The 15863-nt window shown below is 33.1% G+C and carries 14 protein-coding genes; 12 read left to right on the top strand and 2 right to left on the bottom strand.

Annotated features, from left to right (window positions below; translation table 11 throughout):
• Positions 1–28: 28 nt before the first annotated feature.
• The 7 genes from ACLUJM_RS01735 (at position 29) to ACLUJM_RS01765 (ending at position 8084) form a co-directional block, all read left to right on the top strand.
• Entirely contained in the window at positions 29–1546 is a 1518-nt protein-coding gene (locus tag ACLUJM_RS01735) for an oligosaccharide flippase family protein (RefSeq protein WP_180960083.1), read from the top strand.
• A gap of 1143 nt (positions 1547–2689) precedes the next feature.
• Positions 2690–3364 carry a ZinT/AdcA family metal-binding protein gene (locus tag ACLUJM_RS01740; protein ID WP_102164174.1) on the top strand — a complete coding sequence of 225 codons (675 nt, stop codon included), beginning with the start codon at positions 2690–2692 and terminating at the stop codon, positions 3362–3364.
• 68 nt (positions 3365–3432) lie between these two features.
• Positions 3433–4749 (top strand): metal ABC transporter substrate-binding protein, encoded by a 1317-nt coding sequence (locus ACLUJM_RS01745; protein WP_304066151.1) that lies wholly within the window; start codon positions 3433–3435, stop codon positions 4747–4749.
• Positions 4750–5421 (top strand): metal ABC transporter ATP-binding protein, encoded by a 672-nt coding sequence (locus ACLUJM_RS01750; RefSeq protein ID WP_306478991.1) that lies wholly within the window; start codon positions 4750–4752, stop codon positions 5419–5421.
• A complete protein-coding gene (locus ACLUJM_RS01755) occupies positions 5415–6254 on the top strand; it encodes a metal ABC transporter permease (protein ID WP_412412021.1) in 840 nt (279 codons plus the stop codon). The genes ACLUJM_RS01750 and ACLUJM_RS01755 overlap by 7 nt, the downstream gene beginning before the upstream one ends.
• A 28-nt stretch (positions 6255–6282) precedes the next feature.
• Positions 6283–6492 (top strand): AbrB/MazE/SpoVT family DNA-binding domain-containing protein, encoded by a 210-nt coding sequence (locus tag ACLUJM_RS01760; protein ID WP_412412022.1) that lies wholly within the window; start codon positions 6283–6285, stop codon positions 6490–6492.
• 125 nt (positions 6493–6617) lie between these two features.
• On the top strand, positions 6618–8084 hold the full coding sequence (locus tag ACLUJM_RS01765) for a C69 family dipeptidase (protein WP_412412023.1): 1467 nt from the start codon (positions 6618–6620) through the stop codon (positions 8082–8084).
• A gap of 113 nt (positions 8085–8197) precedes the next feature.
• Here ACLUJM_RS01765 and ACLUJM_RS01770 read toward each other — a convergent pair whose 3' ends face one another.
• A complete protein-coding gene (locus ACLUJM_RS01770) occupies positions 8198–9520 on the bottom strand; it encodes a Na+/H+ antiporter NhaC family protein (protein WP_412412024.1) in 1323 nt (440 codons plus the stop codon).
• Positions 9507–10580, bottom strand: a complete 1074-nt coding sequence (locus ACLUJM_RS01775) for a uroporphyrinogen decarboxylase family protein (RefSeq protein ID WP_412412025.1) — start codon at positions 10578–10580, stop codon at positions 9507–9509. The genes ACLUJM_RS01770 and ACLUJM_RS01775 overlap by 14 nt, the downstream gene beginning before the upstream one ends.
• Positions 10581–10960: 380 nt before the next feature.
• Between ACLUJM_RS01775 and ACLUJM_RS01780 the strand changes: the two genes are divergently transcribed.
• From ACLUJM_RS01780 to ACLUJM_RS01800, 5 genes are read left to right on the top strand one after another with little or no spacing between them, the layout of a single operon-like run.
• Positions 10961–11839: a GTP-binding protein gene (locus ACLUJM_RS01780; protein ID WP_316533252.1), complete on the top strand. Its 879-nt coding sequence runs from the start codon at positions 10961–10963 to the stop codon at positions 11837–11839.
• Positions 11832–12614, top strand: a complete 783-nt coding sequence (locus ACLUJM_RS01785; protein WP_278735720.1) for a uroporphyrinogen decarboxylase family protein — start codon at positions 11832–11834, stop codon at positions 12612–12614. Before ACLUJM_RS01780 ends, ACLUJM_RS01785 begins: the two co-directional genes overlap by 8 nt.
• A gap of 1 nt (position 12615) precedes the next feature.
• On the top strand, positions 12616–13269 hold the full coding sequence (locus ACLUJM_RS01790; protein WP_102164188.1) for a corrinoid protein: 654 nt from the start codon (positions 12616–12618) through the stop codon (positions 13267–13269).
• Positions 13270–13276: 7 nt separating this feature from the next.
• On the top strand, positions 13277–14302 hold the full coding sequence (locus ACLUJM_RS01795) for an MtaA/CmuA family methyltransferase (RefSeq protein WP_094223089.1): 1026 nt from the start codon (positions 13277–13279) through the stop codon (positions 14300–14302).
• Positions 14286–15863, top strand: a complete 1578-nt coding sequence (locus ACLUJM_RS01800) for an ASKHA domain-containing protein (protein ID WP_094223090.1) — start codon at positions 14286–14288, stop codon at positions 15861–15863. The genes ACLUJM_RS01795 and ACLUJM_RS01800 overlap by 17 nt, the downstream gene beginning before the upstream one ends.

The following is a 15863-nucleotide window of genomic DNA, read 5'->3' on the forward strand; positions in this document are numbered from 1 at the left end:
AATGTACGTACACAAGAGGGAAGAAAATATGAAGGAAAGTGTAAATAATAATAAAAAAATAGCGGTTGCACTAAGTATTGCAAACACTGTAATTTCCGCTATAGTTTCAATCACATATATTCCTATTTTACTTTCTAATATTGGGAAGGGTGAATATGGACTTTATCAACTTATAGGGTCTATCATAGCATATTTCTCATCAATGTATACATCATTAAATGCTTCGGTTATGAAATACTACACAGAATATCTGATAAAAAACGATGAAGTCAAAATGGAAAATACGCTAGCTATAAGTAGAAGAATATTTATTGTAATGTCAATTATAGTAGTAATAATTTCATTACCGATTACTTTTTTGTTTAAGTCTAATTTCTTTAAAAGTTTATCTGAACATGAATTAAATGAAGCCTTATTTATGTTTAGGATAATGATAATAAATATTATCGTATATTTAAATGGATCTGTATATTCTGCGTCAATACTTGCAAATGAAAAATTTGTATTTAGAAAGTTGTTAGATTTAATTATAACAATTCTACAACCAATATCGGTCTTATTAATGATTAAGAAGTATCCATATGCATCTACAATTGTTGTAATACAGTTAATTATGAATATATTTTTAGTAATTGTTTGTCTTTATTATTCTAAACGAGAACTAAATGTTAAAATTAAGTATCATTTTAAGGATGATAATTTAATAAGAGGAATATTTGGGCTATCGGCATCGGTGCTATTGATTTCAATTGCAGATCAGATTTTTTGGAAAACGGATCAAATAATTCTTGGATGGTTGTATGGAACAGAAACAGTTGCCGTATATTCGATAGGTTCTCAATTTAATTCAATTTTCATTAGTACAGGCGTTGTAATTACAGGTGTTATTGTACCTATGATTACAAGGTTAAATGAAACGCCAGACAAAGAAAGAAAACTTTCAGAAATTTTTACAAGAATTGGAAGATATCAGGCATATTTAGTGCTGTTAATGTTAACGGGTGTAATACTTTTTGGGAAAGAATTTATTTTTATTATTGCGGGTAAAGATTTTGCTGGAGCATACTACGTAGCATTACTTTTAATGATACCATACTCTATTGATTTAATACAAAGTTCAGGAAATGTAATTTTGCTTGTTAAAAATAAAAATTGGTACAAAGCTAGGATTCTATTTATATCAGCAATTTTAAATGTATTTTTAACATTTTTCTTTTCAAAAAAATATGGAATGTATGGTGCAGCATTGGCAACGACGGTTTCTATTATAATGGCATCATGGATATTTATGAATAGAGTTTATTTGAAAGTTATCAGACTTGATATTAAAATGTTTTGGAAAAATGTTATTCCTATTTTTGGATATGCGATTTTATCGCTATTCGTAGGGATTTTGATAAAAAAAATAAAAATGTCAAACTTTTATATAGAATTTATTAGTCACGTTATGATGTACACAATAAGTTATTTTATAATAATTTTTAGCATGGCTATGAACTCAGATGAAAAAAACTACATATTTGGTAAAATAAAGAAATTTATATAAACAAACATATTAGCAAGTTTATTTTGATAGTGTGGAAGCATAACATTGACTACATTCTGGAATTAATATCCAAATGTGAATTTTCATCAAATATTTTATTTATACTAGTCTATTAATCAGGAAAATTACAAAATAAACGAAGCCAACAAAATCGGATTTGATATCAAATCCGATTTTTAAATGTTCAATTTTGATGTGTAGTTATCAATTAACAGGCGTGATAGCCTTGCTTTTTGTACTTTGTCTTAAATGTTTTCTTGATTATTTTTCATATTTCTTCCAAGTCAATGGGTTCACTTTTTGCATTTTTTTATGCAACATTCCAATGAATAATACTTAATAGTGGTCGTATCATTATAATAAAGTTCTACTGCATTGCGATATTATCTACGTAATCTGAATTATCGTGTGTGTTATACTCATTTACGCTACTTTTAATGTTTATCTTAAATTTAGACTTAGATTTTAATATTTAAAGAAAAATCCTAGAGGAAGTATTGAATCTCTATATTATCAAACATAAGATGGAGAGGAAATTATGAATTTTATTGAATCTGGAAAGTATATTAAACAGGGCTTTGAATATAGATTAGAAGTCAAAAACTTGTACGAAAAAGTAAGGAAATTATAAGAGAAACAACAGAAGATTATATATGAAAATTATCTCAGGGGAAAACCCGCTAAAGAAATATGCAAGTAGATGAATATGAAACAATCCACATTATATAATACTGGGAGTAAAGCTTTTAAGAATTTTAGAAAAATGAACAGATATTATGGTTATTAAATAGAAATGAGTAATAAAACTTACTCCGAGAAATATCTCGGAGTTTTTTTAAATTCAAATGATTATCATTATTGACAGAATAAAAAAATAATGTTATTATGTATTTGGATAAAGTTAGTAGGATGATTTTTACAATTGATTTTGCAGATTAGACGTAATTTGCAACTAAATAAGTTTTTAATTCTCAAATAAACTTATTACATATTTAAAATTGAATAGGGAAGATAGAATAGAAAACCAAATTTTATTGTAGTAAGTTAATTAGTTAATAAAATTGGAATGCATTCAAATTTGTTTTGAGATATTAATAACTATTTGTATTTTCTTACTAACAAATATAAATAAGGAGTATTGATATGAATAAATTAAAATTGATGACTTTGGTTGGAGTTATGTCAGCGGCTTTGTTGTTGAATGGTTGTGGAGCACAAAAAGATGCACCGAAAGAAAATACCAAGCAAACTGAACAAAAGCAAGAAGACAAAAAAGAAGAAGAAAGCAAAGCTACTGAAAAAACTGAGGACAAAAAAGAAGAAGTAAGCTTGTCTGATTGGGATGGAGAATGGAACAACATGGGAAGCTATTTGGATAAGCCAGAAGTTCAAGGCGCTTTCAAAACTTTAGCGAAAAAAGAAAATGTTGATGAGAAAAAAGCTAAATCAGATTATCTTGAAAAAAGAAAATGTGAATTCAACGGATTGAAAATCGACGGAAACAAGATTACATTTACAAGCAAAATCCCTTCAGAAAATGGAGATAAAATAGCTGAAACTGAGTACAAATTTGTAGAAAAAAAGGCTGTAAAACATGGATCACACATGCTAGAATGGGATGTTTTTGAAGCTGTGGATTCTAATGCAAAATACAAAGTTTTGTTGATGATGCCAATTCACGGCGAAGAAGAGTTGACACATTTCCACATGAGATATGGTAATGACAAGGAAGAATTATTTGCAAAGGAAGGCTGGTTCCCAACTTTCGTAAAACCAAACACAACTGATAAACAAATTATCGGAGAAATCGAAGAATAAGGTTGGAATATGAAATTGACAAAGGGCAGGGACGACCTGTCCTTTGATTTTTGAAAAGGAGAATTTAGATGAAAAAGAGACTTTTGAGTTTTCTATTAGCCTTGTGCATGGTTTTGTTTGCGGGATGTTCCAATCACACGAAAAAATCTTCAGGAAAACCTGTTATCTACACATCGTTTTTTCCTGTGCATGATTTGGTTAAGATGATTGCAGGAGATACTGTTGAGGTGAGAACTTTTATGCCTGTGGATAAGGAGCCTCATTTGTGGGAGCCGTCTGCCAAGGATATGAAAAAACTTGCCGATGCAGATTTGCTGGTTGTAAATGGTGCGAATATGGAACATTGGGTAGACAAGGTGCACGAGAATTTGCCTAATTTGGATATTTTGAAGTTGTCGGATTCTGTAGAGCTAATCACGTATAAAGGAGCTGCTGCAAGGGGCGATTTTCAATATATGGCACAATTGAACCTAACAAAGGGAAAACGAAAAATAGATTTTGGGCATACTCATGAAGATATTATGAGGGTTGCGTTCTTCAAGGACAATGGAGAAGACAAAAAAGAATTAGTCAAAAAAGCTAAGGAAATTATGAATCAAAAAGGTGAGATTGTTCACCAAAAAAACACTTTCGATGTTGAAGAAGGAAAAGTATATGGCCTTGAAATGGGCCATGAATCTGGAGAGATATTTTACAATATAAAAGATGAGGGCAAGTGGATTTTTGTATCGGACAGAATAAGCGAAGATTTGCTACCATATTATTTACAAGATACTAACGGTAAATTGCTTCAAGATGAGGGCAAATTAAAACCTGTAATGGAAGGGTCTTCGTCAGGATTTGACAAGATAACTTACGATCCACATTCATGGTTATCTGTTGTAAATGCAAAAAAATATTTGAATAGTATCCAAGATAAATTGATACAAAAGTATCCAGATAACAAGAAAATTTATCACAAAAACAAATTGAAATACGTTGATAAATTGACAGATATTGACGCAGAATACAAAGAAAAATTTAGTAAATTAGATAACAAAAGCTTTTTGGTAACACATTACGCTTATGCATATATAGCGAGGGATTTTGGACTTACTCAGTATCCATTAGAAGGGCTTACTAGCATGGAAAGTCCAAGTCTTAAAACAATAAAAAAAGCCGTGGATTTTGCGAAAACGAAAAACATTACTACGGTATTTTATGAATATGGGAAACCTCCTAAAGAAGCGAAGACTTTATCAGAAGAATTGGGTGGCGATATTAAACCATTGGCTTCGATGGAATTTGTCACAAAAGAACAACAGGACAATAATCAGGGCTATATCGAATTAATAGAGATGAATTTGAAAAACTTATACGAATCCATGAGAAAGGCAGGTGTATAAATGAATGCAGTAACAATCAGTAACTTAAATTTTGGATATAATGAAGACTTGGTGCTTAAAGATTTGAACTTAGAAATTACTCAAGGAGAAATGGCTCTAATTTTAGGTGGAAATGGCAGTGGAAAATCAACTCTACTGAAATTAATGCTAGGTGAATTAAAAACAGACGATGGAGAAATAAAAATATTGGATAAAAACATCAAAGAATATAAAAGTTATCGTGATATAGGATATGTTCCACAAATCAACATCGTCAATAAAATTGCATTTCCAATAACTTGTTTGGAGCTTGTAACATTGAATTTGTATGAGGATTTTGGTTTTATCAAAATTCCTCGCAAAAAACATTACGACAAGGCAAAACAAATTATGGAAGAAATGGGAATGAAAGAATACATTAACCGACCTGTAAATGAATTGTCTGGAGGATTGCAACAAAGAGCCATGATTTGCAGAGCTATGATTAATGAGCCAAAACTTCTTATACTCGATGAGCCGACAGCTGGTGTAGACAAAGAAAACAAAGAAAAATTTATCAAAACAATCGCTAAATTAAACAAAGAATACAATATCACTGTAATAATGGTAACTCACGAAATAAAAGAAATAGAAGCTTTGGATATAGATAGGACACAATACGAAATGATAGAAGGGAGGCTTGTACGATGCTAGAATTTGCATTTATGAGAAAAGCACTGGTGGCAGGGTTTTTGCTTGCAATAATGATACCGATGATAGGAATAATAATGGTCAATCGTAAAACATCGATGATAGGAGATGCACTTTCTCATACAGCACTTAGTGGAGTTGGTCTGGGTTTGATTTTGGGATTTGACCCATTGATAGGTTCTGCAATAGTCTGTGTTATAGCAGCGTTTTTAATAGAATTAATCAGGAAAAAATTCCCACAATACGGTGACATGGCAACAGCTGTGATAATGAGCACAGGACTTGGAATAGCAGCGATATTGTCGGATTTTGCACCAGGTGGAAATTCGTTTGAATCGTACTTGTTTGGAAGCATATCTTCTGTAACAAATATGGATGTAATAAACATTTCTGTTATTTTCATTCTAATACTGGCGGTATCCATCTCACAATATTCTGGATTATTGGCCATTTCAATCGACAAAAACATTGCTCGTCTTGCAGGAGTCAAAGTAAACAGAATCAATGCGGTGTTTACATTTTTATCAGCAATAACAATTGCCCTTGCAGTCAAAATCGTAGGAGCGTTGATGGTGACATCTTTAATCGTGTTGCCAGTTGCCACATCATTAATCATCGCAAAAAGCTACAAGAAAACATACATCATCACAATAATACTGGGGATTTTATACATGATGCTAGGAATAATCCAATCTTATCAATTTGACATCAAACCAGGTGGAGCAATAGTAGTTAACTCTGTAATAGGAATGATAATATTTGTAATATATTCTAAAATTAAAAAAACTAATATGAAAAACTTTTCAAATTCACAAAATAATGCTAAAATAAAGTAAATACAACATTACAAGAAGGCAGGATAATATGAATTTCGAAGTAGAAGAAGGAAACAAAATAACAATACCGGATATATTAATGAGAAAATACGACCTAAGAGTTGGAGATATATTCGAATGTGAACTTGAAAACGACAAGATAGTATTGATTCCTAAGAAAAACCACGATGCAAATTACGTCGAAAAATTAAAAGGATTGACTGACGACACAATCGATGCATTAGGTGAAGAGGAATAAAATCAGAAGAACTATTGTAAAATTATGATAGTTCTTTTTATTTTCCTAGTGTAAAACGATGAAAAAAGGGGTATAATGATATTGGATATTAGAAAAGGATATCACATTTAAGGAGGTATATAATTATGGCATGTACTACATTATTAGTAGGTAAAGAAGCGAGCTTTGACGGCTCAACAATTATTTCAAGAAGTGAAGATTCTCCTTCTGGAATTTTTACAGCGAAGAGATTTATCGTTGTAAAACCAGAAGACCAACCTAGAAAATACGAATCAGTTTTATCTGGATGTAAGGTGGATTTACCAGATAATCCTATGAGATATACAGCTCTTCCAAACTCTGACACATTTGAAGGAGATTGGGCTGCATCAGGCGTTAATGAAAAAAATATTTCAATGAGTGCTACTGAAACTATCACTACTAACCCAAGAGTTCAAGGAGCAGATCCTTTGATTCAATCTCCAACAAAAGATGAAAAATTCGGTGGACTTGGCGAAGAAGATTTCGTAACTTTGGTTCTTCCTTACATTAACTCAGCCAGAGAAGGTGTTGAAAGATTAGGAAAATTATTAGAAGAACACGGAACTTATGAATCAAACGGAATTGCGTTCCAAGATGTTGATGAAATTTGGTGGTTGGAAACAATCGGTGGACATCACTGGATGGCAAGAAGAGTTCCTGATGATGCATACGTTGTAATGCCAAACCAATTGGGAATTGATTATTTTGATTTTGATGATGCTTACGGCGAACAAAAAGAATTCATGTGTTCAAAAGATTTGAAAGAATGGTCCGAAAAACATCACCTATTCTTAGATCAAGAAGATTATGTAAATCCAAGATTAGCATACGGATCTCATGATCATTCAGATCACACATATAACACACCAAGAGCATGGATTATGCTTAGATATTTCAATCCAAACACATTGATTTGGGATGGAATTGATGCTGATTTTACACCAGAATCTGATGATTTGCCATGGGCAATGGTACCAGAAAGAAAAATCACTGTAGAAGATATGAAGACAATATTGTCTAGCCATTATGAAGGAACACCTTATGATTGCTACGCAAAACACGGAGATCCTAACTATCGTGGAATGTATCGTCCATTGGGAATTAGCCGTGACAATGTAACTCATTTCACACAAATCAGACCTTACGCTCCAGAAGAAATCAGAGCAATTCAATGGTTATCATTTGGTAGCAACGCATTCAACGCAGCAGTTGCATTCTACGCAAACGTAGAAACAACTCCAAGCTATGTTGGAGATCAAGTTACAAAGGCAACTTCAGAAAACTTCTACTGGGCTAACAGAATTATAGCTGCACTTTGCGATGCACATTTCAACAAAACAGCAATCTTCATCGAAAGATACCAAGGAGCAGTTCAATCAAAATCCAACGAAATCATCAACAAATACGATGAAGAATTTGCTAAGAATTCAGGAAACGCTCATGAATTGCTTGAAAAAGCAAACCAAGAAATGGCAGATTTCTTAAAAGAAAAAACAGACAAATTACTTCACGACGTTTTATTCACAGCTAGCTGCGAAATGAAAAACGGATTTGCAAGAAGTGATAACTAATATTTAACGATAAATCGGGTTTGAACAATCAAATCCGATTTTTTATATATGGAAATATATAACCGTTGCAATCAAAAAACACCTCAATGTGAGGTGTTTTGTTTTGCTATTAATTACTCATCTGCAACTTCTGTAGCAGGGTCTGAGTTTGTTCCGAATCTTGTGATAATTGTCAATATCATCATCGCCAATAATACGTATTGGTTAACCAAGAAAGGCATTATATCTGTAGGTGCTACTTTTCCTGCAGAAAGTCCTGAAGCGATTAGAATTTGTGCTCCGTAAGGAATAATTCCTTGTATAACACAGCTTGTAGTATCCAATATTGATGCTACACGTGATGGTTTAACGTCGTATTCTTTTGTAAGTTCAGATGCAACTTGACCAGTTATCAAGATTGATACTGTGTTGTTTGCTACGGCAACATTTGTAAGTCCAACTAATGTTGCGATTGCAACTTCGGCACTTTTTGTTCCTTTAACTTTATTTTTAACTTTCATTATAATCCAATCAATACCACCGTGTTTTCTAACCATATAAGCAAGTCCACCTGTGAACATTGATAATAGGAATATGTCTAATACTCCTGTAAAGCCTTCGAAAATTGTTTTGGACAACATGATTGTGTCGAATTTTCCGTAAATCATTCCGATTATTCCGGCTAATAATGTACCAGAGAATAATACCAACAATACGTTCATTCCCATCAAAGCAGTTACGATAACTAATAAATAAGGAATTACATAAACTAAGTTGTAACTTTCTTTTACCATTGTAATTGTAGTTTCTGGTCTTCCTATAATTGCGAAAATTATTGTAGAAATTATAATTGCAGGGAAACCGAATTTTGAGTTCATTATAAATTTTTGTTTCATTCCAATGTTTTGAGTTCTTGTAGCGGCTATTGTTGTATCGGAAATAAGTGACAAGTTATCTCCTGCCATTGCTCCACAAATCAAAGCTGCAAGCATAAGTGCAGGATTGATTCCGATTTTTACGGCTACACCGTAAACGATAGGTCCCAATGCTACTACAGATCCTACAGATGAACCTGTTGCAATGGATAAGAATGTAGATATCAAGAAAATTCCCGGTACAAGGAAGTTTACAGGAACAATCGACAAACTGAAGTTTACAACAGAATCTACCGCTCCACTTGCTTTAGTAACTTGAGCAAAAGCTCCAGCTAATAAGTAAATAATACACATTATAATTATGTTTTCATCGCCACAGCCTTTTACGAAATCGTCGGCTTTTTCGTTGATAGTTCCTTCAAAAATAATGAATGCTACAACAACACCAATCATTATAGAAATAGGTGAAGGAATTTGATAGAAAGGCATTTCTACTCCACGAAGTGACAATACAACACCTGACAACACATAGAATAGCACAAACACTACAAGTGGAAGAAGTGCTTTTTTATTTGGTTTCATTTTTTAGCTCCTTTAATCTTTTATAGTTTCCGAATCCACGTCCATATTCCATGAACGCATCGATATTTTCTAATTTTGTTCCTTTTGGTATTTGACAACCTGTAGATAACACATATCCACATGGAGAATCGTAACCTATGTCGATACATTCTTTTACAGATTTTTTTACATCTTCAGTGTTTCCCAAATACATAACATCCACTGGGGGGACATTTCCAGTAATCACAATGTCGTTACCGAGAATTTGTTTTGCTTCCAACAAACTTTCACAGTTATCAAGTGAGAAGTTACCGATTCCAGAATCTTTTAACAAATCCCACAAATCTTTTGAATTACCACAAATGTGTAACCCTGCAGAAGAACCACAGTATTTTTTAACATCTGCAATATTTCTCTTCAAATATGGAAGTGAAAATTCTTCGAATTGTTTCTTACGAATCAAAGTAGTACTTGAAACTGGATCGGCAAATCCCATTCCAAATCCTCTACTACCAACTTCCTTAATGTATTCTCCGTTGTTAATAGTTATGATATCCATAATTTTATGAACGGCATCCTTTTTCTTAACCATCCAACGAAGTAAAGTTTCAGTACCCAAAACACTTGCGGCTACAGAGAATGGTCCAGTCATTGCAGCACCGATTGATGCAACATCTCCGACTTGATCTCTGATTTTTTCCAATGCATCGATCAACACTGGTAGCTTTCCATCTTTTAATGGATTGATGATTTTTAATTTTTCGATATCTTCGACCTTTTTCACAACTGGATCTTTTAATTGTGAAATACTATCTTCTGGATACCAAATTTCAGTTCCCATGGCTTCTGCCATTCCCCTTAATGTTGTGGATACACTGATGGAATCGTGGTAGAACCTTTTGAACAAAGCTACTTCCGTATCGGCGATTACATCAGAATTTGAATAATAATCCCAAGTTTTATATCCCAGAAAATCACTCATTGTAACGCCCATATCAGGAACAACTGGAATTCTGTCCATTTCTTCACCTTTTGAGAAGGCCTCCATTCTCTCCTTTGGAGTCATCTCATCTTTGAACATATACATCCTCCTTTTTAAATTTTAAAAATAATTTAATGAATTTGTCGCTATAAATTTCATTATAATTCTACCATAGAAAAATTCAGTCATTTATTGAAATATTTTATAAGTTGTAGTTTTTATTCATTAAAATTAAATAAAAACTTAATAAAATTGATTTGTAGATTAAAAACTTTTAATTTCACACAAAAATATTTTTGTGATAATGATTTCTTAATTGGTAAAAAGAAATATAAGATAAAAATAATCATAAAAATTTATCATAGCAAAGTAAATGCTTTATCAAAATCGGAAAGTTGATTTATTTGATTATCCAATAAGTAATTATTATTTAAATAATATTCAATATATAATATGATAAAATCAAAATGGGTGATAATATGAAAACAATAATAGTGTCGGGATTTTTAGGTTCAGGCAAGACAACTTTTATCAATCACATTTTGGGTTTTTCCAAAAATACTTTGGTATTGGAGAATGAATTTGGTGATGTGAGTATTGATTCAATGTTGATTAAAAACGACGATATAATTGAAATCAATTCGGGATGTATTTGCTGTGGATTGAAGAGCGATTTTAAGGAAATTATTCACAAAATCGACAAAGACCAATTTGAGTACATCATAATTGAGCCGACAGGAGTTGCGAAGCTAACGGATATATTGGAAGTTTTGAAAGACGAAGAAAATTTGCAAATCCAAAAATGTGTGACAATTGTCGATTGCGACAGTTACATTTGTTTTCACGATGATTTCGGAGAATTTTTCAATGATCAAATAAAAAACGCTGATATTATATACATAACGAACATTGAAAACTTGGAAGAAGAAAAAATCGACGAAGTGAAGAAGTCAATCGAACAATTTAACAAGCATGCAATTATTCATAAGGAAGATTTCAGAAAGATAAATCCAAATGATATTGTAAGTGAATTTGAGGACAACAAGAAAGAAGACAAACACGAATGTTGTTGTCACGGCGACGGTCACAAATGCTGTGGAAAGCACCATCATCACGACCACGGTGAACATTCTCACGAGGATTCTAAGTTTCAGACCAATGTTCAAAAGAAATTGAAATTCGATTCAAAGGAAGAATTAGAAAAGTTTGTGAACAAGGAAGGTATTGTCAGGGCAAAAGGAAATGTCGAGCTTTTAGATAAGAAAGTTTTCGTGAGCAAGACTTTAAGTGGAATTGAGATTTCTGATTCTACAAATGATAGTGATGATTTTGTAATAATCGAGGTGAATAATGGCTAAAGTTGGAACTTATGATTGTATTATAATGGAGACGACACCCATAATTGATCCGGGATTATTTGAAGATGCAGACTGTTTGGTAGAACATTTCAAGGATAAGGACTATGGAAGTATTCCTATGTCTTCTACATTAGAATCAGAAGCCATGGGTGCTGTTGCAGAACTTGGAAAAGTCAGCAAGTACAAGTACGATAATGTAGATGATATTGTGATTGATTTTGATTACAATCAAAAACATGTCAAAGCTTTGTTTGAAGCGATTGATAAGATGAAGGACGATAAAAGAGTAATTGTTGAGGTGGCCGGTCCATTGGTTATATTAGATAACTTGGCAAGCTCCGAGGTGGTTTTCAGATCTTTTAGGAAAAAACACGATAAAATCGTTGAACTTTACGATGAAATCAGAAAAGCTTTGGTAGAATATATTGAGAAGCTTGTCGATAGTGGAATAAAATTGATTAGTTTTTCCGATAGTTTGGCAGGAGCTGATATTATTGGGCCAAAACAAATGCAACTTTATGTCGATGAGTTTTTGATGAAATTTTTGGAAGATATTCAAAATATCGACAAACCATTTAATTTTCACTTATGCCCAAAATCCACAATGGCATTGATTAGTTTGGACAAAGCTGAGTTTAGACCAATTGAAAAAGATGAAGAACAAAGATATGTAGACTTTTTATTTGAAGAAAATCACAAGATTTTTGGAGACAGATGTATGAATTTGTCGGATAGAAAATTTAAGAAAATAAATGAAATTATAATTAGGAGGTAACATGGAAACACAACAAGAATATTTAGATAAAATGGCTGAAATGGTAGTAGAAATGGAAGATGAAGACATCGCAGATGTGTGCCAAGAATATATCGACAAGGGATTTGATCCAAAAACTGGTATATTTGACGGACTTATCAAAGGTATGACTGAAGCAAACAAACTTTATGATGAAGAAGAATATTTCATTACAGATATTTTACTTTGCAGTGATGCTATGTATGCTGGATTGGATGTTTTGGAAAAATACGTTGAAATGAACGATGACGACATACTTGGAATCGGAGTTATCGGAGTTGTCGAAGGTGATACTCACGATATCGGCAAAAACTTGGTAAAATTAATGATGGAAACTGCAGGATTTAAAATGATCGATTTGGGTCGTGATGTTAAATGTCAAGACTTCATCGATGCTGCTGTAGAAAACGACGCTGATTTGATTTGTATGTCAACTTTGATGACAACTACTATGGATAATATGGGAAAAGTTATCGAAATGTTAAAAGAACAAGGACTAAGAGACAAGTTCAAAATAATGATTGGTGGAGGACCTATTTCTCAAGCGTTTGCAGATAAAATTGGAGCAGATTCATATACAGAAAACGCTGTTGAAGCTGTAGAAGCTGCCAAGCGATTAGTTGGAAAAGATAAGTAGGATAACAATGATTAATGAAAAAGATAGATTAAAGAATGCTTTAAATCATATTTTCATCGACAGAATTCCTGTGATTTGTCCGGGTGGAATGATGAATATGATATCCAAAGAGCTAATGGAATTGAAAGATATCTATCTTCCAGAAGCTCACTTGGATTCTAGGAAAATGGCTGATTTGGCAAAAGCTATCTACGACGAGAAAATTTTTGAGAATATCGGAGTTCCATTCTGCATGACGATTGAAGCTGAAGATATGGGTTCTGTTGTCGATTTTGGAAATGAAATTTATGAACCACACGTTATTGAATACGCATTCGATAACATCAAAGATTGGGAAAAGATAAAAGATTTCAAGAAGGAAGATTCCAGAAGTGATATCGTGATTGAGGCTATTAAAATCTTGAAGGACGAAGAAAAAAACGCTCCAATTATTGGAAATATCACAGGACCTGTTAGCACTGCATCTTCAATAATGGATTCTGTAAAATACTACAAGGCTCTTAGAAAAGACCCACAAAGAGTTCACGAATTTATGGATTATGTGACAGATCATTTAATAGAATTTGCGAATAGACAAATAGACGCAGGAGCAGATGTTATCGCAGTTTCAGATCCTTCTGGTACTGGTGAAATTATGGGACCTAAATTCTTCAAAGAATTCACTGTACAATATTTGAATAAGTTTTTGGATGGGATCAAAGACGTTCCAAAAATTGTTCATATTTGTGGAAGAATGACGCCGGTACTTGATTTGTGCAACGACATTCACTCTGATTGCTTGAGCTTCGACTCAATTGTATCTTTGAAAGATGCGAAGAAAGTTTTGAAGCATCACGTGTTGATGGGCAATGTGTCGACTTATGCGCTTGAATATTCAGACAGTGAAAAAATTCAAAAACTAGCTAAAATATCAGTAAACAACGGATCAAATATCCTGTCTCCAGCTTGTGGAATAGGTATGAGATCGCCACTTGAAAATTTGAAATCAATAATAACAGCATCTAAGAATTACGATTATGAAGATAAGAATTAATAATTTAAACAGAACAATTGAATTAGAAGACGGCAAAAGCTACAATTTGATGAATGCATTGCTTGAAAACGACATCTACATCGACAACTCATGCAATGGTAAGTTAACTTGTGGAAAGTGTAAGATAAAAGTTGTAGAAGGAAATGTCAACGAAATAACTGATACCGAAAAAAGACTTTTGAAAAAAGAAGAAATCGAAAACGGAGTTAGGCTTTCGTGTGCAGTTACAATGAGTGGCGATGTCATCGTGGAAACATTAAGCGAAAACAGCTCCATAGATGTACTTGATTCAGGTGACATGCCAGAATTTGAAAAACAATACAGAGACGGTTACGGGATTTGCGTGGACATTGGTACTACAACTGTGTGCATGAATTTGGTGGATTTGAAGACTGGTGAAATCATTGCGAAAAACTCAGCACTTAATGCCCAAACAAAATACGGGTTGGATGTTCTTACGAGAATTACTTTCGAGTATGAAAATGAAAATGCGATAAAGATTTTGCAACACAGTATCGTAAGTTCTATGAATAAATTGATAGACAAGATGATTGTCGAATCAAAAATAGATAGAAAGAGCATCAAAGAGATAGATATCGCTGCGAACACTACGATGATTCACATGCTTTTGGGTGTGGATGCGAGAAGTTTGGGGAAATTTCCATATAAGCCAGTATTCACTGAAGCGAAGACTTTGAAATGTGAAGACATCGGACTTAATTTGGATGCAAAACTTTACACATTGCCAAATGTTTCCGCTTACATTGGAGCAGATATCGTGGCGGGTGCTTATGTTACCGACATGAGAAACAGAGAAAACACTTTGTTTATCGACATTGGTACGAACGGCGAGATAGTTTTGAAGACTAACGAAAAATTGTACTGTTGTTCTTGTGCAGCTGGTCCTGCACTTGAAGGTATGAATATAAAATGTGGAATGAGAGCAGAACAAGGAGCCATTGAAGATGTTGTCATTGACGGGTCAAACGTCAAATTACAAACGATTGGCGACAAACCTGCAAAAGGGATTTGTGGTAGTGGTATTCTTGCTGTAATCAGCGAAATTGTTAGAAATAAAATCGTCAATAAGAGAGGTAGGATTATAGATCCAAACTCTGTCGATGATTTTAGAAAAGATTTGGTTAGAATTGTGGATAATAAAAGAGAGTTCATGATGAATGATGAACTTGTTATCACACAATCAGATATCAGACAAGTACAGCTAGCAAAAGGAGCGATACTTTCTGGTTTTATAAAACTTTTGGATGAAGAGGGATTGGATATTTCCGACTTGAACGAATGTATTGTCGCAGGACAATTCGGAAGTCATTTGAAACCATCTTCAATCGTAGGTGTGGGAATTCTGCCTTACGAAATTGAATCCAAAATAAGTTATGTAGGTAATTCATCTTTAATAGGAGCGTACATGTGTTTAATGAACGATAAAATAAAAGAAGAAATGTCCACTCTTGCAGAAGATATGAATTATATAGAACTATCAATGACAAAGGACTATGAAAAAATATTCGCGAAAGCGATGGAATTTCCAAAGGAGAGATGA

Origin of the sequence: Finegoldia sp., assembly GCF_046991905.1 — a bacterium.
Taxonomy (GTDB): Bacteria; Bacillota; Clostridia; order Tissierellales; family Peptoniphilaceae; genus Finegoldia.